The organism is Shewanella sp. 10N.286.54.B9, assembly GCF_041468565.1.
Classification (GTDB): domain Bacteria; phylum Pseudomonadota; class Gammaproteobacteria; order Enterobacterales; family Shewanellaceae; genus Shewanella.
Window position 1 is genome coordinate 1 of sequence record NZ_JBFRIY010000105.1, and the last position, 253, is coordinate 253.

Sequence of the window (253 nt, forward strand, 5' to 3'; positions counted from 1 at the left end):
TGCCTGAGCCGGGCAACCTCATGACTGGCGGCACCTTAACCGCCGATGATGTCGATAACGGCGCCAGCTGGAGTTGGAGTTTTGCCGCCCAAGTTAACGACTACGGCACCTTTGATATTGACGCTGACACTGGTGTGTGGAGTTACACCTTAGCCGATAACGCCTTAGTTAATGCCCTCGCCCAAGGTGAAATGCACGATGAAACCTTCTTGGTCACTGTCACCGATGAGCACGGCGCCTTCAGTCAGCAATT

The 253-nt window shown here is 54.2% G+C and carries 1 protein-coding gene; it reads left to right on the plus strand.

The genetic code is table 11. The features are described 5' to 3' along the window. Positions 1-253 (plus strand): VCBS domain-containing protein (locus tag AB4135_RS22235; protein ID WP_371995535.1); only part of this gene is annotated, 253 nt, incomplete at both ends.